Raw genomic sequence first — 24,545 nt, forward strand, 5'->3', positions numbered from 1 at the left:
TAATTATGTCCTGAGAGGGATTCGAACCCACGACCGATGGCTTAGAAGGCCATTGCTCTATCCTGCTGAGCTATCAGGACTAAATGTGCAACAAAGTTGTACTCAACAAAACTTATTGTATGATTTTATTGGCTAAATGTCAATAGTTAAAGCGGAAATAATGAAAAACAGATGGTGACAAAGGCTGATTTGGTTGAGATACCCACACCAACATTATCGTCCATCTGTTATATCATAAAAATAGTTAAGGTTTTAATGTGTTAAGTGCTATTACTTAATATCACTCAAATAAAAGAGCAGTTTTAAATAATCTTTTGGTTCTGTGATTGTGTAAAGACGAATATCGCTGTGAACTTGTGATTGAATTGTAATAGTATCTGCTTGGTAATTGGCAGTGATCGAGCCAATTTTGGCATCAGATAACATATCGTAGATAGTGAAAGACTGTCTGTGAGAAACTTCGAGGTGTTTACGGATATGAATATTGCTACTAGATAGATGATTGATAGTATGCAGGATTTTCTCAAGTCCTTCGCTTTTACTATCATTGAGAGCTTTTAGCGTTGACATTGAATGACCTCCATAAGATAATGTGACGTATAGACCTGTACCCGTATTGAAAGAGACTAAAACGTAATAAGAGGAGGTTGGTCATGAGTTCTGAAGAAGATCGTATGCTGAAAAAAATGCTGGTGTCTGCTAACCGTGTAGCGCCTGAAGATCGACAAATTACCAATTTACTCATAGATATTTATCAAACTGAAAGCAAACATTATGAGGCGATTCAAGTAGGTGAGCGCTTCATGCGAATTGTTGCAACAGATATTGATATCATAGAAAAATTAGCAGCGAGCTACTTGAAAAGTGGTCGTATTCGTGAATACCAACACTGGTTAGAGGATTTAGCGATTGTCGAAGAAACAAAAACGATAGAAGCAGTTGAACAAACGGATAATCTAACGTATATGAGTGCGAGTTTCGTGATACATCCACATATTCAATTTGCTCGTTGGCCATTGCATGACCAATTAGGTTTTTTGGAACGCGGTAGCTATGTGCAATTAAAAGGCTATTTTCAGGATATCCATCAATTATTACAAGATGAAGGGATCACAATGGAGCAGCGTGTTGCATTGATAGAAGCATTGCATCGTTTGGAGGATGTTTCTCAATATAAGCTCGTAGTGATGGGTGAAGAAGTGACTGTTATTCCAGCAAAAATCGATTTACGAGTAGATAATCCATTCTATAATAGTTTAATTGAGAGAGTAACCGTTGAATTGGAAAATGAGAATCCCTCGTTAGCTCAAGAAGCAGAAACTGTTATTCGACGACATCAAACCGCTACTTATCCTTTAGCGCCTGATTTTGGAACAGTCAATGAATGGTGTGAATCCTATTTAGAATGGTTTTATCGTCTTAATCAAGAACCGTTAGATAATGCGGATGTGTCTAAAGAAGTGCTTGAAATTGATGAAGTAGAACGTTACGCCTTAGAAAATATGTCGTTTTAGTAATTATCAGTTGAAAAGACGACGTATGATAGTATATACTTGTATAGGTTGAACTTAAAACAAAAAAATATATAAACGAGCGTTAGCATGAAATTAAAGAACTGACGTTCACTATTTATGGAGGGAATTATATAATGACTGCACAATGGACGAAACAAGAAGGTAACGAAGGTAAATTAACTATCACTATTCCGAAAGAGGACGTAAAAGTTGCTCTTGACGAAGCGTTTAAAAAAGTACGTAAAACATTAGCACCAAAAGGTTTCCGTAAAGGTAAATTACCACGTCAAATATTTAACCAAATGTACGGTGAAGCATCATTATATAACGATGCATTAGACATCTTATTACCAAAAGTATATCCTGCAGCAATCGACGAAGTAGGTATCAACCCAGTAGCATCTCCAAACGTTGATATTGAAAAAATCGAAGCTGACGCTGACTGGGTTATCTCAGCAATCGTAACAGTAAAACCTGAAGTTAAATTAGGTGAATACAAAGGTCTTAAAGTAGATAAAGCTGATGTTGAAGTATCTGACGAAGATGTTCAACATGAATTAGCTCATTTACAAAGCCACCAAGCTGAATTAGTTTTAAAAGAAGATGCAGCTGCTAAAGGCGATACAGTCGTAATCGATTTTGATGGTTACTTAGATGGCGAGCAATTCGAAGGTGGAAAAGCTGAGAACTATTCATTAGAATTAGGTTCTAACTCATTCATCCCAGGATTTGAAGAACAATTAGAAGGCAAAAAAGCTGGCGAAAACGTTTCTGTAAACGTAACATTCCCAGAAGATTACCAAGCAGAAGACTTAGCTGGTAAAGCTGTAGAATTCAAAGTTGCAATTCACGAAGTTAAAACAAAAGAAGTGCCAGAATTAGATGATGAATTAGCTAAAGATATCGATAACGAAGTTGAAACGCTTGCTGAATTAACTGAAAAAGTTAAAGCACGTTTAACTGAAGATAAAGCGACTAAAGCTGTTCAAGCTAAAGAAAACCAAGCTTTAGGTCAAGCTGTAGAGAACGCTGAAGTTGACGTTCCTGAAGTAATGATCGAACAAGAAACTGAAATGTTGAAAAAACAATTCACTCAAGATATCGAAGCACAAGGTTTAACTACTGAACTTTACTTCCAGTTCACTGGTCAAACTGAAGAAGCTTTAAACGAGCAAATGGCAACAGATGCTGGTGGACGTGTGAAAACTAACTTAGTTTTAGATGCAATTGCTAAAGCTGAAGGCATTGAAGTAACTGAAGAAGAAGTTAACGAAGAAGTTGCACGTTTAGCTGAAATGTACAAAATGGATGTACCAACTGTCCGTATGGCATTAGGTGACCTTACAACTGTTACTGAAGATTTACAAATCCGTAAAGCAGTTAAATTTGTTGTTGATAACTCAGTAGAAGCGTAAACTGATAAAATAACACATTGAAAACACTGTCGCCTTGTAGGAAGATACCTTTCCTACAAGGTGTTTTTTATTGCTAGAAATCAGTAAATGATGATTGTGACAGGCGTTTGAAATAAGCTGTTTGATTGTAAGTGTTTTAGTTGCAAGTTAATACATCAATGAGTATAGTTATGGTAGTATAAAACATTATTCGAAAGAGAGATATTGCTAAGCAATTACTTTCTTTAGGTAACCAGTTGATTTAAGGAGTGACGTACGTGTCAAAATTTGATGAAAAAAACCAATTGAAATGTTCATTTTGTGGTAAACCACAGGATGAAGTTAAAAAATTAATTGCAGGTCCAGGTGTTTATATCTGTGATGAGTGTGTTGATTTATGTAATGAAATTATTACTGAAGAGTTGGAACTGGCACCAACAGCACCAATCTTTGAAGAATTACCAAAACCAAGTGAATTACGTTCGACATTAGATGAATATGTTATTGGGCAAGATCGTGCAAAACGTGCATTATCAGTTGCCGTATATAACCACTATAAACGTATCCAAGCGACTGCTTCACAAAGCGAAGGCGACGTTGAATTGCAAAAAAGTAACATTTGTTTAATCGGACCTACGGGTAGTGGTAAAACATTGCTTGCTCAAACATTAGCTCGCGTGCTAGATGTGCCATTTGCAATAGCAGATGCTACAAGTTTAACTGAAGCGGGTTATGTTGGAGAAGATGTTGAAAACATTCTCTTGAAACTTATTCAAGCAGCTGACTTCGATGTAGAACGTGCTGAAAAAGGGATTATTTATATCGATGAGATCGATAAAGTTGCCCGTAAATCAGAAAACACTTCTATTACACGTGATGTGTCTGGTGAAGGTGTGCAACAAGCATTGCTTAAAATTTTAGAAGGTACAGTTGCAAGCGTGCCACCTCAAGGTGGACGTAAACATCCTAACCAAGAATTTATCCAAATCGATACAAGTAAAATTCTCTTTATCGTTGGTGGTGCTTTTGATGGTGTTGAAGATATTGTTCGTAACCGTCTAGGTGAAAAAGTAATTGGCTTTGGTAAGGAAAGCGTTAAATTTAATGAGAATGAATCATTAATGCAAAAGGTTGTTCCTGAAGACCTCTTGAAATTTGGTTTGATTCCTGAATTTATCGGTCGATTACCTGTTATGGCAACCTTAGAGTTGTTAGATGAGCCAACGTTGATTTCAATATTGACGCAACCTAAAAATGCTTTAATCAAACAATACCAACGTTTGTTAGAGTTAGATGAAGTTGAACTTGAAGTCACTGAAGATGCTTTAAGTGCAATTGCGCTATTAGCAATCGAACGTCGTACCGGAGCGCGTGGTTTACGTTCAATCATCGAGCATATTATGCTTGACGTAATGTATGAAGTGCCAACACGTGAAGATGTTATTAAATGTAAAATCACTGCTGACGTCGTGAATGAAAAAGCACAACCAATCCTTATTCTAAATGATGGTTCAGAAGTAGCAATGGCATAGCGATTGTTAGTTTTGTAGTGTATAATGTAAAATGAGCAAGTAAATAAGCTAACTACCTTGTGCATGTTAAAGCAAGGTAGTTTTTTTAAGGAGCGAGACGATGAAAGTTAATCAAGTAGAATTATTAATCAGTGCTGTCCGACCGGATCAGTACCCTAAAGCCTTATTGCCAGAGTTCGCTTTAGCAGGTCGTTCGAATGTCGGGAAATCGTCATTTATCAACCGCATGTTACAACGAAAAGCAATGGCACGTATCTCATCAAAGCCTGGTAAAACACAAACACTTAATTTTTATGAAGTTGAAAAGAAATTAATTTTTGTTGATGTACCTGGATATGGTTATGCTAAAATTTCTAAAAGTGAACGCGCTAAATGGGGCGTAATGATGGAAACGTATATGACAGATCGAGCACCGTTACGTGCGGTGATTCAAATTGTAGATATGCGCCATAAACCATCGAATGATGATGTAACGATGTATGAGTTTCTAAAACATCATGGTATCCGTGTCATTATTATTGCGACAAAAGCAGATAAAATTCCAAAAGGTCGCTGGCAAAAAAGTATTAAAGAAATTAAAGAAACACTTGGTTTTGACCCAGATGATAATATCGTTATGTTTTCATCTGAAACTGGTTTAGGAAAAGACCAAGCATGGAAGATTATTGAAAAATTCATGTAAGGGGTGAGCAGATGTCGAAACGTAACATCATAAAATCGCAAACAGCTTTCAAAGAGGCTGTGACTAAAATGCCAGGTGGTGTAAGTAGTCCAGTTCGTGCATTTAACTCTGTTGATACAGATCCTGTTTATTTTGATCGTGGCAAAGGCGCGTATTTATACGATATTGATGGCAACAAATACATTGATTATGTATTATCATGGGGGCCGCTTATTTTAGGTCATGCAAATGATAAAGTCGTGCGTGCTGTTCAAGAAACGGCAGCAAAAGGTATGAGTTTTGGCGCGAATCATCTCAGTGAATTAGCATTGGTTGATGAAGTTATTAAACGTGTACCATCTGCAGAATCAGTGCGTTTTGTTAACTCGGGTACTGAGGCGACAATGAGTGCGCTTCGTCTTGCTAGAGGCTATACAGGACGTGATTTGATTATTAAATGTGTCGGTAGTTACCACGGCCATGGCGATTCGTTATTAATCAAAGCAGGGTCAGGAGTAGCAACTTTAGGATTACCTGATTCTCCCGGTGTGCCTAAAGGAACTGTTCGTGATACTATTACAGTGCCATACAATGATTTAGAAGCTGTTGAAGCGGTTTTTAAACAATATAAAGATCAAGTAGCGGCGATTATCGTTGAACCGGTTGCGGGTAATATGGGTGTTGTTCCACCAGTAGAGAACTATCTTGAAGGTTTACGTGAAATTACTAAACGTCATCAAGCGTTATTGATTTTTGATGAAGTGATGACAGGGTTCCGCGTTGGAATAAATTGTGCACAAGGGTACTTCGGTGTAACTCCAGATTTAACGTGTTTAGGTAAAGTTATCGGTGGCGGAATGCCAGTAGGTGCTTATGCAGGACCACGTGAGATTATGGATAATGTGGCACCAAGCGGCCCCATTTATCAAGCAGGAACATTATCAGGTAATCCTTTAGCGATGACTGCGGGTGTGGAGACATTGCGTCAGTTAACGCCTGCTGTTTATGATGATTTTACAATTCGAATTGATCAGTTAACAGACGGTATAAAAACAATCGGTAAAGCACATCAAATTCCTGTAACGGTTAATCGTGCGGGGTCAATGTTTGGCTTTTTCTTTGCTGAAGGACCTATCGCTAATTTTGAGGATGTGAACCGTGCCGATTTAAAACTGTTCAGTCATTATTATCGTGAAATGAGTGAACGCGGTATTTATTTACCTCCTTCTCAATTTGAAGGTTTGTTTATCTCAACAGAACATACAAAAGCAGATATTGATACAACGCTGAATGCAATGGAAGATACCTTTAAACAACTCCAATTATTGACGAACAGCGCTCGCTAGTGCTACAATAATGGAAACATAAATAGTAGACCAACAACGATGATGAGGAAGAGTAAATGGGTGGATTAGTATAGAGAGGAAACGGGTGCTGGAAGTTTCTCTAATTGCCGATTGAACGTAGCCTTTGAGTTGCTTTTTTGAACTAATAGTAGAAAAAGCCGGTGCGAGCCGTTACAGAAATGAAGTGCTAAACGTTAATCGTTTGGTATAAAGGTGGTACCGCGGAATGCTCTTTTCGTCCTTTCTAGGATGATTAGAGTATTTTTTTATGCGCAGAAAGGATGATTATAATGACAGAAAAACAAACATTAGCAACAAAATATGAACCACAATCTATTGAAGAAGGCCGCTACGACTGGTGGGTAAAACAAGGCTTTTTTGAAGCAACAGGAGACACAGCTAAGAAACCGTTTAGCGTTGTTATTCCGCCACCCAATGTAACAGGTAAATTACACTTAGGACATGCTTGGGATACGACGTTGCAAGATATTATTACACGTCAAAAACGTATGCAAGGTTACGATGTTTTATGGTTGCCAGGTATGGACCATGCAGGTATCGCGACTCAAGCTAAGGTTGAAGCGAAACTACGTGAAGAAGGCGTCACACGCTATGATCTAGGACGTGAAAAATTTGTTGAACAAGTATGGGATTGGAAAGAAGAATATGCCGGTCATATTCGTCAACAATGGGGTAAATTAGGTTTAGGTTTAGATTATTCTAAAGAGCGCTTTACATTGGATGCAGGTCTTAATACAGCTGTTAATAAAGTGTTCGTTGATCTTTATAAAAAAGGTTTAATTTATCGTGGGGAACGTATCATTAACTGGGATCCAGCAGCTAAAACAGCATTATCTGATATTGAAGTTATCCACAAAGATGTAGCCGGTCACTTCTATCATTTGCGTTACCCGTTAACAGATGGTTCAGGTTTCTTAGAAGTTGCGACAACTCGTCCTGAAACGATTCCTGGTGATACAGCTGTAGCAGTCCATCCAGATGATGAACGTTACCAAAAATACATTGGTAAAACAATTAAATTACCGTTGATGGACCGAGAAATTCCAATCATTGCTGATGAATATGTTGAACGTGAATTTGGTTCAGGCGTTGTTAAAATCACACCCGCACATGATCCTAATGATTTTGAAGTAGGTGAACGTCATGATTTACCGCGTATTATTGTTATGCATGAAGATGGTTCGATGAACGAGAATGCTGGTAAATACGAAGGTATGGACCGTTTTGAATGTCGTAAAGCGATTATTAAAGATTTTGAAGCGCTTGATCTTGTTGTGAAAATTGAAGATCATCCTCATTCAGTGGGCCATTCAGAGCGTACAGATGCAGTTGTTGAACCCTATTTATCAAAACAATGGTTTGTTAAAATGACGCCGTTGGCAGAACAAGCATTGGCTTTACAAAAATCGGAAGATAAAGTTAACTTTGTACCTGACCGTTTTGATGCCCAATATGTACGTTGGATGGAAAATATTCATGATTGGTGTATCTCTCGTCAATTATGGTGGGGACACCAAATTCCTGCTTGGTACAATGAAGCAGGCGAAATTCATGTTGGCATGGAAGCACCAGCTGGCGAAGGTTGGACACGAGATAACGACGTATTAGACACATGGTTCTCTTCTGCTTTATGGCCATTTTCAACAATGGGTTGGCCGGAAGAAGATGCCGAAATGTACAATCGTTATTTCCCAACAAATGTATTGGTAACTGGTTATGATATTATTGCTTTCTGGGTGTCACGTATGATTTTCCAATCAGTTGAATTTACTGGCCGCCGTCCTTTTGAAGATGCACTGATTCATGGTCTTGTACGTGATGAAGAAGGACGTAAAATGTCTAAATCATTAGGTAATGGTGTGGATCCAATTGATGTTATTGAGAAATACGGTGCGGATTCGTTACGTTACTTCTTAACAACAGGAACATCACCGGGTCAAGATTTACGTTTTAGCTATGAAAAAGTAGAAGCAACGTGGAACTTTATCAATAAAATTTGGAATGCTTCACGTTTTGTAATGATGAATATTGAAGGTATGGAAGCAAAAGATATTGATTTGAGTAACGTAACAGATGTAAGTGATCAATGGATTTTAACTCGTCTAAATGAAACTATTGCGAAAGTAACTGAGCTATCTGAACGTTATGAGTATGGTGAAGTAGGTCGTCACTTAAATAACTTTATTTGGGATGATTATTGTGATTGGTACATTGAAATTAGTAAAATTACTCTATACGGTGAAGATGAAGCATCTAAAGCAACAACGAAAGCTGTTTTAGCTTACGTATTAGATAATATTTTACGTTTATTGCACCCATTCATGCCGTTTGTTACTGAAGAAATTTGGCAACAACTTCCTACAGAGGGCGAAACAATTGTTACAGCTGCATGGCCAACTGTGCGTGAAGAGCTTAATAATGCAACAGCAGCAGATGCAATGAAATTGTATGTTGAAGTGATTCGTGCAGTACGTACGATCCGTACAGAAGTAAATACACCGTTAAGTCGTCCGATTACAATGATGATTAAAGCAAAAACACCAGAAATTAAAGCGTTATTACTTGAAAATCAATCATACATTGAACGATTCTGTAATCCTGAGTCATTGACGATTGATACAGAATTAGAAGTACCGACGCAAGTTATGACAGCTGTTGTAACAGGTGCTGAAATTTACTTACCACTTCAAGGTTTGATTGATGTTGCAGCTGAAACAGAACGTTTAACGAAAGAGCTCGATAAATTAAAAAATGAGGTTTCTCGTGTACAAGGTAAATTGAAAAATGAACGTTTTGTTGCAAACGCACCTGATGAAGTTGTGGTGGCAGAGCGCGCGAAAGAACAAGATTATTTAGAGAAATACGCATTAGTTGAACAACGTATTGCTGATTTAGCAAGTCTGTAAATAAAAAGGGTGAAGACGATGACATTACGATATGAGGAAGCGGTGGATTGGATTCATTCACGCTTACGATTAGGTATTAAACCAGGGTTAGAACGGATGTTGTATCTGTTAGAACAATTAGGACATCCAGAACAGAAAAATAAATGGATACATGTTGCTGGTACGAATGGCAAAGGTTCCACTGTTTCTTTTATGCGAACAGTACTGCAAGATTCTGGTTATGAGGTAGGGACATTTACTTCTCCCTACATTGAAAGCTTTAATGAACGTATCAGTGTGAATGGTGTTCCGATTAGTGATGAAAGTATCGTAGCGTTAGTTGAGAAATTTCAACCAATCGTTGAGGGAATGCAAGATAGTCCTTTTGGAGAACCGACTGAATTTGAAGTTGTCACCGCGATGTTTTTTGAGTATTTCGCAACGATGCACCCGATTGATATCGGTATTGTTGAGGTAGGACTAGGGGGACGCTTAGATTGTACGAATGTCTTTACGCCTCTATTGTCTGTCATTACTACGATTGGAATGGATCATATCGGCATTTTAGGTGATACATTAGCTAAAATTGCATCGCAAAAAGCGGGTATCATTAAACGAAATGTGCCAGTTATTTCTGGCGTCACGCAGTTGGAGTTACAACCGTTATTCCAACAGTGGGCTGCTGAGCAAGAGGCTCCCTATTATGCATCTGGTGCTGATTTTAAACTAACCGCAGTTGCAGATGACCGTTTCCATTTTGAAAATAGAGAAAATCGTTTAGCTGATATTGAAGTAGGCTTAGTAGGTGCGCATCAATTACGAAATGCGGCTGTTGCTATTCAAGCGCTGCTGCTGTTGCCGGAGCATTATTCGAATATAACAGAAGCGACCATTCGACAAGGTATTGCTCGAGCGTCTTGGCCGGGTCGCTTTGAAAAATTGAGTGAAGCGCCAGTTCTTATTATTGATGGTGCACATAATAATGAAGGAATTGAAACGTTTGTTCAAACGATGTCAACAGAATACCCGACACAAAAAAGTTATGTGCTCTTTTCAGCATTAACAGATAAACCAATTGATCAAATGATTAGCCGTTTACAGACTTGTTTTGCTGAAAACGTTATTCTCACTACATTTGATTACCCACGAGCATTAACTGCAGCGGAGTTACAAGTGAAGTCAGAAAAGTTAAACGTTCAGGTAGAAGTAGAATGGCAAAGTACGCTGCTCGAACTGATAAATAAAGCGAAAGCAGAAGCAGCTGTTGTTTCAATAACAGGCTCACTCTACTTTATTGCTGAAGTAAGAGCCTTCTTACTAAAGCGTATCGCTGCAACGATTAAATAGAATTATACCGAAGCATCTCTAATGCTAGTTATCAACTAGTGTTAGGGGTGTTTTTTTATTTTAAATAGAAGTACTGCGAAAAAAAGGCTGTTTGTCTTGTTTTAATGGTGATTTTAGTAGAGTCTCACAGAATAAAAATGCAAATTGAGCTTTAGGTACAAGCAATCCTAGTTGTTATACTAACAGCAAAGGAGAAAACGATGATTATAATTGGTTTTATGTTGAGTTCTTTCATCTATTGGAGTGTTGAAAATTATTGTAATCAAAAATCATGGTGGCGAAAACGTTCGTGTTGTGATCAGTGTTTGGTGCGTTTAAAGGTAATTGATTTAATTCCCCTTATTAGCTTTATGTTATTGAGAGGACGAGCTTCGTGTTGCAATGGGATTATTTCAAAAAAATATTTTATAACAGAAGTTATAGTTGTCGTTTTAATGCTACCTCTAGGATTCGAAATAACGTTGACGAATCTACTTGAAGGTATAGTAGTGCTATTGCTTTTTTGGATGACGCTTGTCGATTATCAGACGTTGCATATACCCATCCCGATAGTTGTCGTTATAATGATGATTGGTTTGTATCTCAGAGAAACGGCATGTGAGGGTACGATTTTAATCCCTTTACTGTTGTGTGTTTTATTATATATAATCTTTCGTCATTCGCTAGGAAGCGGTGATATTTGGTTATTTGCGGCTTTGAGCACATGGATGGATGTGATAACTTTTATGTTTTTTGTGGGATTATCCGCAGTGTTAGCGCTGGTTTATGTCATTTTAATGGATCGCCAAGGATTAGTACCATTTTGCCCTTTTATTGGGAGTAGTTTTTATATAGTAATAATAATGGAGGAGGTTTTTCGATGGGCACACAATCAGCTTTAGTCGATTTGCCACGTGAGCGCTTAATAAATGGTGGAGCTGCCGAACTCTCGTTGCAAGAATTACTCATGGTTATCTTACAATCAGGTACACGCGCATTGCCTGTAAGTGAATTGGCGATAAATGTATTGCATAATTATCAAGAACTAGCCGATTTGCATACTACGACACACAGTGAGTTGATGACAATTAATGGGATCGGTCCTGTTAAAGCTTCGCAAATACTGGCGGCTCTCGAATTTGGACGCCGCTTTGCTAAAGTTCCTTTTGAAATAAAAAAAGTTATTAAAACACCTGAAGATGCGGTCGGTGTGGTAATGTCTGATATGCGCTATCTTAAACAAGAACATTTTGTTTGTTTATATCTTAATTCTAAAAATCATTTATTAAAACGCAAAACATTGTATATTGGAGGTGTTAATGAAACGATGATTTCCCCACGTGAAGTTTATCTTAAGGCGTTACAATATGATGCAGTGAGCTTTATTTGTTTTCATAATCATCCCTCTGGCGATGTCACACCTTCCTTAGCGGATGAAAAAGCGACGGTTCGTTTGCATGAAAGTGGTTTATTGTTGGGGATACGTATGATTGATCATATTATTATTGGTGATGGAAAATTTTATAGCATGAAGCGGGCAGGCGTATTTGTTTGAAAAAGGCATACAAACGTTCGTCTTTTTACGTTTGTTTTATACAAAAATAGAGAAATACAGTCAATATGTTGTTTTTAGCCGACAATTTATTTTAAAAAAAGGATAGCTATGTTAAAATAGTGAACATGATGGTTAGTTTCATTTTTAGCTGAGGCATTATAAAAAGAACAGTGTGATTGTATGTATTTGATATGATGGATTCACATACAGTATATGATATAATGATAGAGTGACAAAAGTTAGAGACACATTGAATTGAAATGATGAATAATAATATAGAGAATACGATAAAAATCAACTTTTAAAGGAGTCTGAAAAAATGTTTAATTTCGGAAGCAAGGATATTGGTATAGATTTAGGGACAGCAAACACATTGGTATATGTAAAAGGTAAAGGTATCGCTTTACGTGAACCATCTGTAGTTGCAATTAATAAAGATTCAGGTCAAATCGTAGCTGTCGGAAGTGACGCACGTAACATGATTGGTCGTACACCAGGTAACATCGTTGCAATTCGTCCAATGAAAGACGGAGTTATTGCTGATTATGATATTACCGCAGCAATGATGAAATATTACATTAATAAGTTAAACAAAGGCATGGGTATTGGTAAACCGCATGTAATGATTTGTATACCAGTTGGAGTAACTGGGGTTGAAGAGCGTGCAGTAATTGATGCAACTCGTCAAGCAGGCGCTCGTGATGCTTATACGATTGAAGAACCATTCGCTGCTGCAATTGGAGCGGGATTACCTGTTTGGGAACCTACGGGTAGTATGGTAGTGGACATCGGTGGTGGTACAACTGAAGTTGCGATTATTTCACTTGGTGGTATCGTTACTGCTGTATCAGAACGTACGGCTGGTGATAAATTAGATGAAGCGATTGTTAATTACATTAGAAAAACATATAACCTATTAATTGGTGAGCGTACTGCAGAGCAAATTAAAATGGAAATTGGATCAGCTAATGTTGAAGGTTTAGAAAAACAAACAACCGATATTCGTGGTCGTGATTTAGTGACTGGTTTACCGAAAACAATTGAAATTACAGCAGCTGAAATTTGCACAGCTTTACACGATTCAGTTATGCAAGTAATTGATGCTGTTAAAACAACATTAGAAAGTACGCCTCCTGAATTAGCTGCTGATATTATGGACAGAGGAATCGTCCTAACAGGTGGTGGCGCATTGTTACACAACATTGATCGCTTAATCTCAGAGGAAACAAACATGCCAGTCGTTATTGCAGAAGATCCATTGGATTGTGTAGCAATTGGTACAGGTAAATCATTAGATAATATTGATTTGTTTAAAAACGCTAAAAAATCTAGATAAATTCTGAACTAAGACAGTGTAATTTGCTGTCTTATTCATTATCCATTAATATCAAATTAAATATGTTGAGGTGTTGTTATGCCACGTTTTTTCTTGAATAAACGTTTATTGATTCTACTAGTTGCAGTAGTCTTATTTGTAAGTCTGGTTGGATTTACTTCACGTGATCGTGAAAATGCTTCTTTGCCAGAGCTTTTTGTATATGATGTTGTTGGATTTGCATCTAATATTATTTCCAAACCAGTAAATTTTGTTGTCGGTATTTTTTCTGGTGCAAAAGATTTGAGTTCTACTTATGAGGAAAACAAATCATTAAAAGAACAAGTTGAACAACTTGGACAGTTGCAAAGTGATGTTGTCACGCTAAAACGTGAAAATGCAGAACTCAAACAACAAACAGATGTTAAAAGCACGTTATCTGAATTCGATCCGATTTCAGCACTTGTTATTTCTCGTGATCCAGACGGTTGGTTTGATCAAGTGACAATCAACAAAGGTTCGCTTGATGGTATTAAGCCGAATATGGCTGTTACTACTGGGAAAGGTTTAGTTGGTAAAATTAAATCTGTCAGTGCTAAATCATCCTCAGTTGAGCTTTTAAGTTCTTCAGATTCAAGAACGCGTATTTCTGCTGCAATCCAAGGTAAAGATAATAAAAAAGCTTATGGTATCGTAAGTGGTTACAATAAAGAAGAAAATACCATTCAATTAACGCAATTACCCATTGATCAAAAATATAAAAAAGGTCAAAAAGTCGTAACAACAGGTTACGGTGGTCGTTTCCCAGCAGGTCTTTTAATTGGTGAAATTAAAGATGTTGAGAATGATCAGTTTGGTTTATCACAAACAGCTAATATAAAAACTGAAGCTGATTTGTATGATTTTGATACGGTATTTGTTGCTAAAAGAACAGTGGATACAGATTCATAGGTTAAGGAGGAGCTCGCATGAATAGAATACCTGCAAGAATCCTTCTGCCTATCATTATGGGTTTGGTTTTCATTCTTGAAAATACAGTCAGCTTCTACTTTGCACGCACACTTTTTTATGGTGAGACGAGATTCATTCCTCATTTCATTATTGTGATGTTAGTGATGATGGTTGTTTATTTACCAAGAAACCAAGTGATGATTTATGCATTGGTATTAGGATTAGTATATGATATATATAACATCGGAATTATTGGCATTTACTTTGCGTTATTTCCAGTTGTTGTTTATATTTCGCAAAAATTACTTCATTATCTTCAAGGAACATTTATTATGATTCTGCTTGTTTCAATTTTCGGTGTGGCAATAAGTGAGTTTGGAGCCTACCTGATATTTTCAAGTATGAAGAGTGTATCAATAGCGTTTTTACCTTATGTGACAACGCGATTGACAACGACATTATTATTTAATATTGCTTATTTTCTAATTATTTACTTTCCATTTACGTTATTACTTAAACGTTGGAAACGTGAAACCAAAGGATTATCCTCTACACATGTTAAATTATGATGCATAGATTATAAATCTAGGGAGGTTCTATGATGGATAAAAAACCTGTTCAATTAAAAGGCACGAAAGATGGTATTGTTCTTAATCTATCCGATGAATCGGGCTATAAAGAATTGATAAATGAATTAAAAACGATGTTAAGTACAAGAAAAAATAAGACGGTAGATGAAACGTCTAAACGTTCACCCGTAATTGTTGAAACAGGTGCTAGAATTTTAAGTAAAGATTTTCAAGAACAGATTATTCGTATCATTCATGACGAAAGTGATTTAATAGTAAGTCGCATCCAAACGTCTGTTATGACGAGAGCAGCAGCTAAAAAGTGGAAGCATGAAGATGAGGTTTTTCCTGTCTCACGTTTAATTCGTTCGGGACAATTGGTTGAATCACAGGCGCATATCCTTGTTGTTGGAGAGGTGAATCCTGGCGGTCATGTTGAAGTTATTGAGCATGCGTTTGTATTAGGTGATGTAAAGGGAACAATACACGCAGGAAAAAATGGTAATATGAAAGCTGTTATCATGGGTTGTTTTCATTACCCAGCACAGCTACGAATTGCTTCGAGTGTTCGAACGATTGATAAAGAAGAAGCAATTGCATTATCATCGCGAATGTCCGTTGCGTACTTAGATAAAGAAAATAATATTGCAATTGAAGAATTGAGTAAATATAGTGACGTGAAATCGATTTTTGCAGTTGAAAAAGGGGGACGCTAAACGTGGGCGAGGCAATCGTTATTACATCTGGAAAAGGTGGCGTCGGTAAGTCGACAACTTCCGCTAATCTAGGTACAGCACTTGCGTTGCAAGGAAAGAAAGTTTGCCTAATTGATATGGATATTGGTTTGCGAAACCTCGATGTTATTCTAGGGTTAGAAAACCGTATTGTCTATGATATTGTGGATGTTGTTGCAGGTCGTTGCAAATTACATCAAGCGTTAGTTAAAGACAAGCGTTTTGATGGTGATTTATTCTTACTTCCCGCAGCTCAAAATTCAGATAAAGATGCTATTACAGGAGATGAGATGAAGACGCTCATTGACAGTATGCGTGAAGATTATGATTATATCATTCTTGATTGCCCAGCCGGTATCGAGCAAGGCTTTAAGAATGCTATTGCTGGAGCTGATCGAGCAATTGTTGTAGCTACGCCAGAAATCTCATCAGTACGTGATGCTGATCGAATTATTGGTTTGTTGGAGCAGCAAGAAATGCCAGCACCAAAATTGATTGTTAATCGTATTCGTGTGAATATGGTTGAAGACGGCCGTTCGATGACAATTGAAGATATTACATCACATTTATCTATTGAATTATTAGGAATAATTCTGGACGATGAAGCCGTGATTGAATCTTCAAATAGTGGACAGCCTGTAGTGCTATCTAACACATCAAAGGCCTCAATAGGTTACCGCAATATTGCGCGACGTATACAGGGCGAATCAGTGCCTCTAATGGACATTAAAGAAAAGAAATTAGGGTTTTTCCAACGCTTATTCGGTAAAAAAGCATAGAGACTAGAGTGAACCTTTAAAAAGGTTCACTCTTTTTATGTTGGTAGAAGTAATGTTTTCATGGGCATAAATCAATCGTATCGTATGAAAAAAATCCTGTTGATGACATTGAAACGCTTAACCTCTATAATCGCTAAGAAAAAACCTTATTTCCAGTTGATAACAGTCTATCCTCTGACAAAAAAGGTTCACTTTTGTTTGCTGAGTTAAAATAAAAATATGATACAATGAGAACATCATAACTAAGGAGGAACAACAATGAAAACCATTCAAACATTAGATGCACCACAAGCAATAGGTCCATATTCTCAGGGTCAAATAGTTGGCGATTTACATTTCTTTTCAGGACAAATTCCGTTGGATCCACAAACGGGTGAAATGGTTGGCGAAACAATCGCGGAACAAACAGATCAAGTCATGAAAAACATCAAGGCTTTACTAGAAAGTTGTGGTGGAAACTATTCAAATATTGTTAAAACAACAATATTCACAACTGATTTAGGTGGTTTTGCTGAATTGAATGAAGCGTATTCTGCTGCTCTAGGAGAGGTTCGTCCGGCTCGTAGTTGTGTTGAAGTTGCAGCATTACCTAAAAATGCTTTAGTAGAAATAGAAATGATTGCAGAAATCAAAAAATAATCTGATTAATCATTGACGATGAACAGCTGATATGATATATTAAGATATGTTATGTATGTAGCACCCGTGCTACTGTAACCGCTCATTTCAGGTATTAAGAACCCAGTGTCGCCTGTAAGTGGCGAGTCTAAGTAATCAAGAGGAGGTGCAAAGAATGTACGCAATTATTAAAACAGGTGGTAAACAATTAAAAGTTGAAGAAGGCCAAGTAATCTACATCGAGAAATTAGATGTTGAAGCTGGAGCTGAAATTACATTCGACGAAGTATTATTCGTTGGTGGTGATTCAGTTAAGGTTGGTGCTCCTTTGATTGAAGGCGCAACTGTAACTGGTACTGTTGAAAAACACGGTCGCCAAAAGAAAGTTATCGTTTTCAAATTCAAGCCTAAGAAAAACTATCACAAAACACAAGGTCACCGTCAACCTTATACAAAAGTAACGATTGGTAAAATCAACGCTTAAGTAAAAGACGATTAAGGACTGATGACGTGTGATAAAAGTAAATGTAAACCGATTGAAAGAATCAAAGGAAATCGTTGCGATAGAAATGACAGGACACGCTGATTATGCGGAATCTGGTAAAGATTTAGTATGTGCAGGTGCTTCAACTGTGATTTTTGGGATGATTAATGCAATTAGTTTGCATATTGACCAACTACCGCATATTGAAGAAGAGGATGATGGAGGTTACCTTTATTATTCACTACCCGTTGATTTATCAGATGAGGCCCATAGAGATGTTCAATTGTTAGCGGAAGCTCTATTAACACAGTTCACTACCTTAGAAGCAAGTTATGCTGAATTTATTCAGATAAAAAATAGCTGGAGGTGAAACATATGTTATTAAAATTAAATATCCAATATTTTGCCCATAAAAAAGGTGGCGGTTCTACTGCCAACGGTCGTGATTCACAATCTAAGCGTTTAGGCGCTAAGAGTGCTGACGGACAATTCGTAAGCGGTGGTTCGATTTTATATCGTCAACGTGGTACGCGTATTTTCCCAGGCGCTAACGTAGGTCGTGGTGGCGATGATACTTTATTCGCAAAAGTTGATGGTGTTGTTAAATTCGAACGCGTAGGTCGTGACAAGAAAAAAGTTTCTGTCTACCCTGTAGCTCAAGAAGCATAATTAACACTGTTAAAGGGGACAAAACCTTCATGGTTTTGTCTCCTTTTTATTATTTTAACTGTAGTGAGGAGAGCATAGAACATGAACGAACGCAAAACAAAAGCTGGTATTTTAAGTGGCATACTAACGTATACACTATGGGGCTTTATACCGCTCTTTTTTAAATTATTAAGTGATGTATTACCAATGGAAATATTATCTCAACGCATTATTTGGGCATCAGTTTTCATGTTAATTGCAGTTGTTTTATCAAAAAAATGGCAATCATTTGTCAGAATCATAACAGACTTATTCCGCCACCCAAAAAAACTATTGATGATGTTACTTGTGTCATTACTAATCTCAACAAACTGGTTTACGTTTATTTGGGCAATCAACAATAATCATATCTTACAAACAAGTTTAGGTTATTATATTAACCCTATTATTAGTATTTTACTCGGAGTCATCTTCTTAAAAGAAAAATTAGCACGCGCACAAGTCATTGCAGTAGTCCTTGCTTTTATCGGTGTAATGGTAATGACACTAAGTTTAGGTGCTTTCCCATATATTTCATTAACTTTAGCTTTATCATTTGGATTTTATGGTCTGCTTAAAAAGAAAATGGATTATGCAGTAATTGAAGGGCTTGCGGTTGAAACGTTATTTGTAACACCATTTGCTTTGATTGCATGGTTCTATTTTATCAATTCAGATCAAAGTTTCGTGACCAATCATGCGACGCTTGGTATGTGGGCACTTGTGGTTTCTTCAGGTATAGTAACAGCGGTGCCACTGCTATTATTTGCCTTCACAGCTCGTAATATCCCGTTGAGCATGATGGGATTCATGCAGTATATTGGACCGACTATCAGTCTTTTACTAGGCGTATTAGTCTATCATGAAGCTTTTACAGTGACACATGCCATCAGCTTCTCATTAATTTGGCTAGGTTTGATTGTTTTTTCAGTCGCAACCTTTAAAATGTATCGCGTAACAAAATTATAACTAAAGTAAAACCACCCTTATGGAGGGTGGTTTTTGGCTTATTTAACGCGGGCAAGAGTCATACCATCGCCAGTAGTAGTAATAATAACATCCACTCGTTCATCTTGAGAGACGTATTCATTGAAACGGCGCATAGCACGGATAGGGTTAGATGTTTTATCAGGATCAGGGACTTCACCTTTCCATAACGTATTGTCGGCAACAATCATTGCACCTGGTTTTGCCATGGACAATGCCCATTCATAATAGTTGATATAGCTATTTTTAGCAGCATCGATAAAGAAGAAATCAAAGGTCGCGCCTTCTGATGCTAATTGTTCCATCGCCTTTAAGCCATCATTACAAATAAAAGTAATTTTATCTTTGTAGCCTGTTTTTTCAGCATTTCCTTGCGATAGGGGTTGGTAACGGACATCGTTATCTATTGTTGTGACATGACCTGTAGCTGGGATAATAGACGCAAATAAAATCGCGCTATAGCCACCTAGTGTACCTAATTCGAGTACGTTTTTTGCGCCTGTGGTTTTTAAGAGAACACGTAAAAATTGTGCTGAATCGGCGTCAATGCTCATTTCATTGATACCTGCTGCAATAATACTGTCTCTTATTTGATTGAAGAAATCTGGTTCGTAACTACAAGTTTCTTCAATATATTTTTTTGTTAAGTTAAATTCTGACACGTTTCTCACTCCATTCTATACTAGTATAAGACCGAAAATGAACCTTGCCAACCTTTTTATAAAATTTATTATTTTTTAAAACAATTTAATCATTTTTGTTTAGTTAAAAAGTTGTGTTTTTTGCAATTTATTAATTTTTAATTGATACTATTTATTTTATAGATAGTTATATGATATTATAATTAAATAGTTAATTGCGCAAAATTATAATGGATAATTTATTAGTGAAATTATGTGATGTAAAAAACTATTAATAAAGCGTACTTGTAACAGGTGTGGTCAAATACACAAAAGTGCCAATGGAGGTTAAAAATGGAGTCGACAGTATTATTAAAAAAGACAAGAAAAACCGTGTTATTATTGCTATTCTTAGGGTGGGCAATTGGAAATTTGGACCGTTATTTAATTAATTATGCGGTTGTTGATATTGCAAACGATCTTGCTTTAACAGCGACACAAACAGGAGTTGTACTGAGTTCGTTTTTTTTAGGGTATGCAATTATGCAAATGCCAGGTGGGTTATTAGCGGATAAATATGGTGCGAAAAAAATTCTATTGACAGCTGTGATTATCTGGTCTATTTTCACCGGATTAACGGCTGTTGCCTGGTCTTTTAGTGCATTGATTGTTATCCGTTTCTTATTCGGTATTGGTGAAGGCGGTTTTCAGCCAGCGGCATCAAAGATTATTGCCACCATCTTCCCGAAGAATGAGCGCAGTCGTGCCATGTCACTTTTATTAGCATCTGCAGCAATAATGGCAATGTTAGTACCACTGATATCTGCAGTCTTATTAGGATTGATTGGGTGGCGCCTGTTGTTTGTTATCACGGGTTTGATTGGAGCAGTAATAGCATTTTTATATTGGCGTTATATTCAAGTGCCGGATACAACCGTGGAAGCAGCGAGGGGACTATCAGTTACTGGTGAAAATAAAGGTATTCTAAAAAAATTAATAACGATGCCTTTTATGTGGAGCCTACTGGTTTCTTATTTTACAATTTATGCGGTCAATTGGGGGCTAAGTTCATGGATGCCTAGTTATTTAACGAATGAACGTGGACTTGATTTATTATCGATTGGGTATTTGCAATTAATTCCTGGGGTGTTAATGCTTAGTGGTATGCTTATCTTCGGGATTGTGATTGATAAATTAACATTGCAACAAAATAAAGTAATTGGAGCTGTTTTTGCTGTTGGTATCGCTGGCTTTTTATTTTTAATGTTCCACTCTAACAGTATCGGGATGTTTATTTTTTACCAATGTATTGTTACAATATTAATGACTTACATCACATTACTTTTGCCGTCGTTTGTTTTAAAAACGATTCCACAAGATATCACAGCAACAGCAATGGGGATGGCGAACACGGGCGGACAATTAGCAGGGTTTATTACCCCAGCTGCAATGGGCTTTATGGTCGATTTTTTCAATGGTTCATACAATGCCGCCTTTTGGTTATTGATTATTTTTGCGATGATTTGTATTTTTGCGCTACTATCAATCAAATCGAATTTAAAAGAAGAGAGGGTTTCAAATGTTTAACACACACTCATTTATAAAAGATAAAGCTGCTATTTTTACAGCGTTAAGCGATAAAATTTGGGATGTTCCTGAAGTGTATTTTGAAGAAAAATACGCAGTGACTACCATGGAAGAAGCATTGCTTTCTGAAGGTTTTTCAGTGACAAAAAACGTAGCGGGATTAGAAACCGCTATTCTAGGTGAATTCGGAACGGGTCCGACTATTATTGCTTTTTTAGGAGAATATGATGCCTTGTCACAATTAAGCCAGGTAAATGGTGTAACAGCATATGCACCGATAGAAAAAGAGGGGAATGGTCATGGCTGTGGCCATAACCTATTAGGGGTAGGGTCATTTGCAGCTGCTTGTGCACTTAAAGAATACATTGCCGAGACGGGTGCACCAATTACCGTTCGTTATTATGGCTGCCCTGCTGAAGAAACGGGATCAGGAAAAGCGATTATGACAAAAGCGGGTGTCTTTGACGATGTTGATTTGGCGATATCATGGCATCCGAACACAGCGAATGCTGTGATGAATATTGCCACATTAGCAAATTATGCTGTTGATTTTAAATTTTATGGTAAAAGTTCTCATGCCGCAGCTGCACCACATCTTGGTCGTAGTGCGTTGGATGCAGTCGAGCTGATGAATGTAGGGGTTAACTTTTTACGCGAGCATGTCGAGAGCGATGTGCGGATGCATTATGCGATTACTAATAGCGGTGGAATGTCAGCGAATGTTGTGCAACCTTATGCAGAGGTTTCCTATTTAATTCGTGCGCCCAAAAAAGCACAAGTAATGGATGTGTTCAAACGCGTTGAAAAAATAGCGGAAGGTGCCGCATTAATGACAGAAACAACAATGTCCTATGAATTTAAAGGTGCAGCTTCGAATCTTATTCCTAATACAGTATTAGCAAATGTGATGCAGGAGCAATTAAATACGGTGACGCCATTAGAATACAGTGAAGAAGAATATGAGTATGCAGCAGCTATTTACGAAACGTTTGATGAACAAACGCAAGCAGAAGCTACGGCTCTGTTCCCGAAAACGTTGTTGACCTTATTAGGGGATAAAAAAATCAATCATTTCCCTATTCCGTTATTACCAGAAAGCACGATGATGGCATCTACTGATGTTGGCGATGTGAGCTGGAAAGTGCCTACAATACAAGTAGCTACTTCGTGTTGGACAATCGGGACACCTCCACATACATGGCAAGTCGTGTCACATGGTAAAACATCGATTGGCCATAAAGGAATGTTATATGCGGCTGAATTGATGGCAAATACGGCAATTCATGCGGCTGAACATCCAGCTGTTATTCAAGCGGCTAAAAATGAATTAACAGAACGACTTAACGGTGAAACATATGTTTCATTAATCCCAGAAGAGCGAGGTATGTGATGAGAGAAAACTTAATTGATTTAGTTCACAACAGTACGCTAAAAACAGTTAATGGAAAAGTGGCGACCTATATTCCTGCTTTGGCAGAGGCAGATGGGCAACAATTTTCTGTTTGTTTAACGGACATTAATCAATCGTATGAGTATGGTGATACAGAAACGACCTTTACACTTCAGAGCGTTGTCAAAGTAATTAGTTTTATGCTAGCGGCAGATCATCATGGTTTGACGATGATGATGGATTTTGTTGATGTTGAACCAACAGGCGATTCTTTTAATTCGATTGTGCGCCTAGAAAGTGCAAATACGAAGCCGTTCAATCCGATGATAAATGCGGGTGCCATTACGGTAGCATCACTTTTACCGGGTGAAACGCCAACTGAAAAAGTAGAAGTCGTGACGTCATTTTTAGAAAAATTATTACAAAAAGAAATTACAATTAACCAAAAAATTTATCAATCAGAATATGATTCAGCAGATCATAATCGTGCCATCGCTTATATTTTAAAAGCCAATGGTTACTTAGAAGCTGGTGTTGAGAATGCGATTCAAACTTATTTACAACTGTGCTCGATTGAAGTGACAGTGGGTGATTTAGCAGAAATTGCGCTCTTTTTTGCACAAGATGGTCAAAATGAACGCATCTGTATTGATGGTGCTATTTTAAAAGTATCAAAAGCATTAATGTTAACATGTGGAATGTATAATTCTTCTGGTAAATTTGCTGCATTTGTTGGTTTACCTGCAAAAAGTGGCGTTTCAGGAGCAATCATCGCTGTCGTTAAAAGTGGGATGATTGAAGATTTAAAGGGACCTATTGGGATCGGTCTGTATGGCCCAGCGATTGATACAGTTGGAAATAGTGTGGCAGGTGTAGATTTCTTAATGGAACTTGTGAAAAAGTACAACCTCTCTGTTTTTTAAAGACAACATAAAATAATAGTGGGCAGATTGGTTGTTATTTTTAAAAATTAGCCTATAATAAACCTATAAAATAAAACACAGTAACTTTATAGGAGATGACAAGCTATGATTGAACTTTTACCAGGAAAAGATGGATTAGAAATTGCTTTACCAGAAGGAAAAATGGTTTTGAAACGTGATTTAGGTTATTCACCAGTTGAATTAACGGTTGTTGCAGTGTCTGCATGTGCAACCTATGTATTAGAAAGTATTCTAGATAAACAACACGTAACATATGAAATTTTGAAAACAACAATGACGTATGAACGTAACGAAGAAAAACGTGCAAATCCAATCAAATCGATCGATATTACATTCGAAATTCGTGCGGATGAATCAGCACATGCTAAAATTCAAAAAGCAACACGCTTGATTGCTGGCAACTGCCCTGTTATCCAAACATTAGATGAAGATGTTGAAGTAATAGAAGAAATTGTATTTGTCGATTAAATAAATACGGACTTGCATTTCTGAATCAAGTAATGTATGATAGTCCTAAGTTAGTTAAACAGATATAAATCGTTGAGAAAGAGTAGTAGTTATATGGTTAAGTACCTTTGAGCGAGTCGGAATAGTGAGAGCCGATAGGTACACCTATAATGAATGGACTTTCGAGAGATTTGCTGAA

The 24,545-nt window shown here is 37.2% G+C and carries 25 protein-coding genes, 1 tRNA gene and 3 other annotated features (1 of these 29 running past the window's edge); of the genes, 23 read left to right on the forward strand and 3 right to left on the reverse strand.

Features of this window, described 5'->3' with window-relative positions:
* Positions 1-6 precede the first annotated feature (6 nt).
* Together IKV95_RS07905 and IKV95_RS07910 are read right to left on the reverse strand one after the other, a co-directional pair.
* Positions 7-80, reverse strand: a tRNA-Arg gene (locus tag IKV95_RS07905).
* A 190-nt stretch (positions 81-270) separates the two neighbouring features.
* Positions 271-570 (reverse strand): hypothetical protein, encoded by a 300-nt coding sequence (locus IKV95_RS07910; protein WP_069126068.1) that lies wholly within the window; start codon positions 568-570, stop codon positions 271-273.
* A gap of 83 nt (positions 571-653) precedes the next feature.
* Here IKV95_RS07910 and IKV95_RS07915 point away from each other — a divergent pair, with 83 nt between their 5' ends.
* From IKV95_RS07915 to rarD, 19 genes are all read left to right on the forward strand, one after another.
* Entirely contained in the window at positions 654-1,514 is an 861-nt protein-coding gene (locus IKV95_RS07915; RefSeq protein ID WP_287451620.1) for a hypothetical protein, read from the forward strand.
* 134 nt (positions 1,515-1,648) lie between these two features.
* On the forward strand, positions 1,649-2,929 hold the full coding sequence (gene tig, locus IKV95_RS07920) for a trigger factor (protein WP_029092200.1): 1,281 nt from the start codon (positions 1,649-1,651) through the stop codon (positions 2,927-2,929).
* Positions 2,930-3,186: 257 nt separating this feature from the next.
* Positions 3,187-4,440: an ATP-dependent Clp protease ATP-binding subunit ClpX gene (gene clpX, locus IKV95_RS07925; RefSeq protein ID WP_069120097.1), complete on the forward strand. Its 1,254-nt coding sequence runs from the start codon at positions 3,187-3,189 to the stop codon at positions 4,438-4,440.
* A gap of 100 nt (positions 4,441-4,540) precedes the next feature.
* Positions 4,541-5,122 (forward strand): ribosome biogenesis GTP-binding protein YihA/YsxC, encoded by a 582-nt coding sequence (gene yihA / locus IKV95_RS07930; RefSeq protein ID WP_029092198.1) that lies wholly within the window; start codon positions 4,541-4,543, stop codon positions 5,120-5,122.
* Positions 5,123-5,133: 11 nt separating this feature from the next.
* Positions 5,134-6,447 (forward strand): glutamate-1-semialdehyde 2,1-aminomutase, encoded by a 1,314-nt coding sequence (hemL, locus tag IKV95_RS07935; RefSeq protein WP_029092197.1) that lies wholly within the window; start codon positions 5,134-5,136, stop codon positions 6,445-6,447.
* A gap of 30 nt (positions 6,448-6,477) precedes the next feature.
* Positions 6,478-6,693 (forward strand) — a binding site (T-box leader).
* Positions 6,694-6,734: 41 nt separating this feature from the next.
* Entirely contained in the window at positions 6,735-9,374 is a 2,640-nt protein-coding gene (locus IKV95_RS07940) for a valine--tRNA ligase (protein WP_096699469.1), read from the forward strand.
* Positions 9,375-9,392: 18 nt separating this feature from the next.
* Complete coding sequence (locus IKV95_RS07945; RefSeq protein ID WP_069120089.1) at positions 9,393-10,700, forward strand: bifunctional folylpolyglutamate synthase/dihydrofolate synthase; 1,308 nt, start codon at positions 9,393-9,395, stop codon at positions 10,698-10,700.
* Between the two features lie 200 nt (positions 10,701-10,900).
* Positions 10,901-11,581: a prepilin peptidase gene (locus tag IKV95_RS07950; RefSeq protein ID WP_287451622.1), complete on the forward strand. Its 681-nt coding sequence runs from the start codon at positions 10,901-10,903 to the stop codon at positions 11,579-11,581.
* The gene (radC, locus tag IKV95_RS07955) at positions 11,560-12,234 is read left to right on the forward strand and encodes a RadC family protein (RefSeq protein ID WP_069120084.1); all 675 of its coding nucleotides are present in this window, start codon (positions 11,560-11,562) and stop codon (positions 12,232-12,234) included. Before IKV95_RS07950 ends, radC begins: the two co-directional genes overlap by 22 nt.
* 319 nt (positions 12,235-12,553) lie before the next feature.
* Entirely contained in the window at positions 12,554-13,570 is a 1,017-nt protein-coding gene (locus IKV95_RS07960) for a rod shape-determining protein (protein ID WP_029092192.1), read from the forward strand.
* A gap of 78 nt (positions 13,571-13,648) precedes the next feature.
* Positions 13,649-14,500: a rod shape-determining protein MreC gene (gene mreC / locus IKV95_RS07965; protein WP_036027602.1), complete on the forward strand. Its 852-nt coding sequence runs from the start codon at positions 13,649-13,651 to the stop codon at positions 14,498-14,500.
* Between the two features lie 17 nt (positions 14,501-14,517).
* Positions 14,518-15,069, forward strand: a complete 552-nt coding sequence (mreD, locus tag IKV95_RS07970) for a rod shape-determining protein MreD (protein ID WP_069120082.1) — start codon at positions 14,518-14,520, stop codon at positions 15,067-15,069.
* A gap of 32 nt (positions 15,070-15,101) precedes the next feature.
* On the forward strand, positions 15,102-15,785 hold the full coding sequence (locus IKV95_RS07975; RefSeq protein ID WP_069120080.1) for a septum site-determining protein MinC: 684 nt from the start codon (positions 15,102-15,104) through the stop codon (positions 15,783-15,785).
* A gap of 2 nt (positions 15,786-15,787) precedes the next feature.
* Positions 15,788-16,582: a septum site-determining protein MinD gene (gene minD / locus IKV95_RS07980; protein ID WP_029092191.1), complete on the forward strand. Its 795-nt coding sequence runs from the start codon at positions 15,788-15,790 to the stop codon at positions 16,580-16,582.
* Between the two features lie 258 nt (positions 16,583-16,840).
* Positions 16,841-17,221 carry a RidA family protein gene (locus IKV95_RS07985; protein ID WP_069120074.1) on the forward strand — a complete coding sequence of 127 codons (381 nt, stop codon included), beginning with the start codon at positions 16,841-16,843 and terminating at the stop codon, positions 17,219-17,221.
* A 66-nt stretch (positions 17,222-17,287) separates the two neighbouring features.
* Positions 17,288-17,360, forward strand: a sequence feature (ribosomal protein L21 leader region).
* A 15-nt stretch (positions 17,361-17,375) separates the two neighbouring features.
* Positions 17,376-17,684 (forward strand): 50S ribosomal protein L21, encoded by a 309-nt coding sequence (rplU, locus tag IKV95_RS07990; RefSeq protein ID WP_029092189.1) that lies wholly within the window; start codon positions 17,376-17,378, stop codon positions 17,682-17,684.
* A gap of 28 nt (positions 17,685-17,712) precedes the next feature.
* Positions 17,713-18,054, forward strand: coding sequence for a ribosomal-processing cysteine protease Prp (locus IKV95_RS07995; RefSeq protein WP_287451625.1), 342 nt, complete (start codon positions 17,713-17,715; stop codon positions 18,052-18,054).
* A gap of 5 nt (positions 18,055-18,059) precedes the next feature.
* Positions 18,060-18,353 carry a 50S ribosomal protein L27 gene (rpmA, locus tag IKV95_RS08000; protein ID WP_029092187.1) on the forward strand — a complete coding sequence of 98 codons (294 nt, stop codon included), beginning with the start codon at positions 18,060-18,062 and terminating at the stop codon, positions 18,351-18,353.
* A gap of 81 nt (positions 18,354-18,434) precedes the next feature.
* Positions 18,435-19,340 carry an EamA family transporter RarD gene (gene rarD / locus IKV95_RS08005; RefSeq protein WP_029092186.1) on the forward strand — a complete coding sequence of 302 codons (906 nt, stop codon included), beginning with the start codon at positions 18,435-18,437 and terminating at the stop codon, positions 19,338-19,340.
* Positions 19,341-19,378: 38 nt separating this feature from the next.
* Here rarD and IKV95_RS08010 read toward each other — a convergent pair whose 3' ends face one another.
* The gene (locus IKV95_RS08010) at positions 19,379-20,020 is read right to left on the reverse strand and encodes an O-methyltransferase (protein ID WP_051536002.1); all 642 of its coding nucleotides are present in this window, start codon (positions 20,018-20,020) and stop codon (positions 19,379-19,381) included.
* 312 nt (positions 20,021-20,332) lie between these two features.
* Between IKV95_RS08010 and IKV95_RS08015 the strand changes: the two genes are divergently transcribed.
* From IKV95_RS08015 to IKV95_RS08030, 4 genes are all read left to right on the forward strand, one after another.
* The gene (locus IKV95_RS08015; protein WP_069120321.1) at positions 20,333-21,565 is read left to right on the forward strand and encodes an MFS transporter; all 1,233 of its coding nucleotides are present in this window, start codon (positions 20,333-20,335) and stop codon (positions 21,563-21,565) included.
* The gene (locus IKV95_RS08020) at positions 21,558-22,955 is read left to right on the forward strand and encodes an amidohydrolase (protein ID WP_069120317.1); all 1,398 of its coding nucleotides are present in this window, start codon (positions 21,558-21,560) and stop codon (positions 22,953-22,955) included. The genes IKV95_RS08015 and IKV95_RS08020 overlap by 8 nt, the downstream gene beginning before the upstream one ends.
* Complete coding sequence (glsA, locus tag IKV95_RS08025) at positions 22,955-23,878, forward strand: glutaminase A (RefSeq protein WP_036027599.1); 924 nt, start codon at positions 22,955-22,957, stop codon at positions 23,876-23,878. Before IKV95_RS08020 ends, glsA begins: the two co-directional genes overlap by 1 nt.
* A gap of 105 nt (positions 23,879-23,983) precedes the next feature.
* Entirely contained in the window at positions 23,984-24,367 is a 384-nt protein-coding gene (locus IKV95_RS08030; RefSeq protein ID WP_036027598.1) for an OsmC family protein, read from the forward strand.
* A 63-nt stretch (positions 24,368-24,430) separates the two neighbouring features.
* Positions 24,431-24,545, forward strand: a binding site (T-box leader) (it continues 141 nt past the right edge of the window).

The sequence above is a fragment of the Brochothrix sp. genome (assembly GCF_017549435.1).
Taxonomy (GTDB): domain Bacteria; phylum Bacillota; class Bacilli; order Lactobacillales; family Listeriaceae; genus Brochothrix; species Brochothrix thermosphacta.